Annotated in this window: 2 protein-coding genes; both read left to right on the forward strand. The window is 26.7% G+C overall.

What is annotated here, in order from left to right; genetic code table 11:
- Positions 1-165 (forward strand): LPXTG cell wall anchor domain-containing protein (locus tag HMPREF3046_RS11105; RefSeq protein ID WP_141755539.1); only part of this gene is annotated, 165 nt, incomplete at its 5' end.
- A gap of 118 nt (positions 166-283) precedes the next feature.
- On the forward strand, positions 284-1,900 hold the full coding sequence (locus tag HMPREF3046_RS10280; RefSeq protein ID WP_070719322.1) for a prenyltransferase/squalene oxidase repeat-containing protein: 1,617 nt from the start codon (positions 284-286) through the stop codon (positions 1,898-1,900).
- The last annotated feature ends 437 nt before the right edge of the window (positions 1,901-2,337 follow it).

Consider the following 2,337-nt stretch of genomic DNA (forward strand, 5'->3'; position numbering starts at 1 on the left):
GATTCAGACAGCGACTCTGATTCAGACAGCGATTCAGATAAAAAAGAATTGCCTGCTACAGGTGATAATCAACAAAATAGTGGATTATTATTTGGCTCATTAGTTGCAGGTTTAGGTTCATTATTATTAGGTAGACGTCGTAGAAAAAATAATAATGAAAAATAAAATACACTCTAACTTTTAATGTTAAAAAAGAGCCAGGTCATTATGACCTGGCTTTATTTAAAAAGTAATTTATTTTTAAATAATGTATGGTTGTAAGTAAATTCTAAGGAGGCAAGCTATGTCATTTGAAGATAATATAAAAAAATTAGTGAATAGTATTGATTCTAAAGAAAAAATTGAGAATTATATATTTTTGAGTCTGGGGACTCCTAATATTAAAGCCACTGTTAAGTTATTAAAGAAAGCTAGATATCTAGAAAGTAATATTTTAAAACAAGCTCAAAAATTCAAAAAAAAATCAGGAGAATATCCAAAATGGGTTAAGTTAGATTTAGTGACTAAATGTGAAAAGATTCCCTTTAAAGAACTAAAAGAAGAGATGATCAATACTAGAAGAAATCATATTGAATATGGAATTACTCTAGATGAATATTGGAATACTACGTTTTTACCCGAAGAAATTAATGCAAATGCATTTGTGATACCTAAGAAAAATGATAAAGGTAAATATTTATCTGAACAAAATATTAATAACTATTTGAGAAAATATACAAATCATAGTAAAAGGTTTAATCATGAGTTTTATGAAAATAAAGAAGTAATTAAATTTTATACTAAAAGTTATTTCTTAGATGAGAATAAAATTTATGAACTCGAAGAGTTCGGTTTACAAAAAGGCGTTAGAAAAATTTATGATTTTCATGAAGAGATTGATAAAATAATAGTTAGTAGTGTGGATTATCTTAAAAATATGCTTTTAGAGAATGGTCGTTATCAATATGGATATTTTCCGCATTTTGATAAAGAAATTGGAACTTATAATGTATTAAGACATTCTTCTTCAACATATGCTTTAATAGAAGGACTTACATATTTGAATCAACCATTAGATAGTGCTGAAAAAGCAATTGATTATATAATTGAAAATTATGTATTTGAAAAAGATGATAAGTGTTATATCTTTGATGACACTGAAAATATTAATGAAATTAAATTAGGTCAAAATGCTTCATTTATATTCGCAGTCTGTGAATATTTAAAGATTAATGAAAATAAAAAGTATTTAGAAATTGCTCAAAAAGTTGCTAAAGGTATTACTTCAATGATTGACAAAACGACATACGATACTGTCCATATCTTAAATTATCCTGATTTAACTGTAAAAGAAAATTTCAGAATCATTTTTTATGATGGGGAAGCAGCTTTAGCATTATTAAGATTATTCCAAATTGATAATAATAAGGAATGGTTAGAAACTTGTAAAAATCTTATGGATCGATTTATTGAAAAAGATTATTGGCAGTATCATGATCATTGGTTAGGGTATTGCTCAAATGAAATAGTACAAATTTTACCTGAGAAGAAATATTTTGAGTTTGGTATTAAAAATGTTAGTGGTTTTCTAGAATATATTAAAACTAGAGAGAAGACATTCCCTACATTTTTAGAAATGTTAATGGCCTCATATCGATTAATTAAGAAAGCTAAAGCAGTTGGTTATGAAAAGCTAGTACACAAATTAATTGATGAAGAAGAATTTATAAATGTAATAGATATCAGAGCTAAATATCAAAGAACTGGATTTTTCTATCCTGAAACAGCGATGTATTTCAAAAATCCTGATAGAATATTAGGTAGTTTTTATATGAAAAACCATGGTTACCGTATTCGTATTGACGACTTAGAACATTACATTTCAGGTTATGTACAATATCAGAAAGAATTTAAGTATTAATCTATAAAAGTAAAGGATATTTCAATAACAAAATAATATAAAGAGACCTGGACATAATTCCTAGCAAAATAGCTAGTAAATGAGTTTATTATAAATTCATTTACTGGCTTCTTAATTTACAATACTACGTATTGTTTTCTCGCTTTCTTAGGGACAACTTCAGCCTGTAGTCTTCAGCATGTCCAGTTTCCTCAAGAGTCTCGCCAAAATACTTTGTATTTATATGTAATTTTACATTGAAATACTTTAAAAAAATAAGGCACTTTCGTATAATTTAATAAATGTCACTAAACTAAATTAACGAAATGCCTTATGTATAAAGATTTTAACATGACTTAACTTACTCTACGAAAAGAAACTTTAGTACTTATCCCCACAAATGATATTTCACGACATGTAAATGACATTGTAGAAACAATTCCTAAAACTGAATTCGA

The sequence above is a fragment of the Staphylococcus sp. HMSC070D05 genome, from assembly GCF_001815595.1.
In the GTDB taxonomy this organism is placed as follows: domain Bacteria; phylum Bacillota; class Bacilli; order Staphylococcales; family Staphylococcaceae; genus Staphylococcus; species Staphylococcus hominis.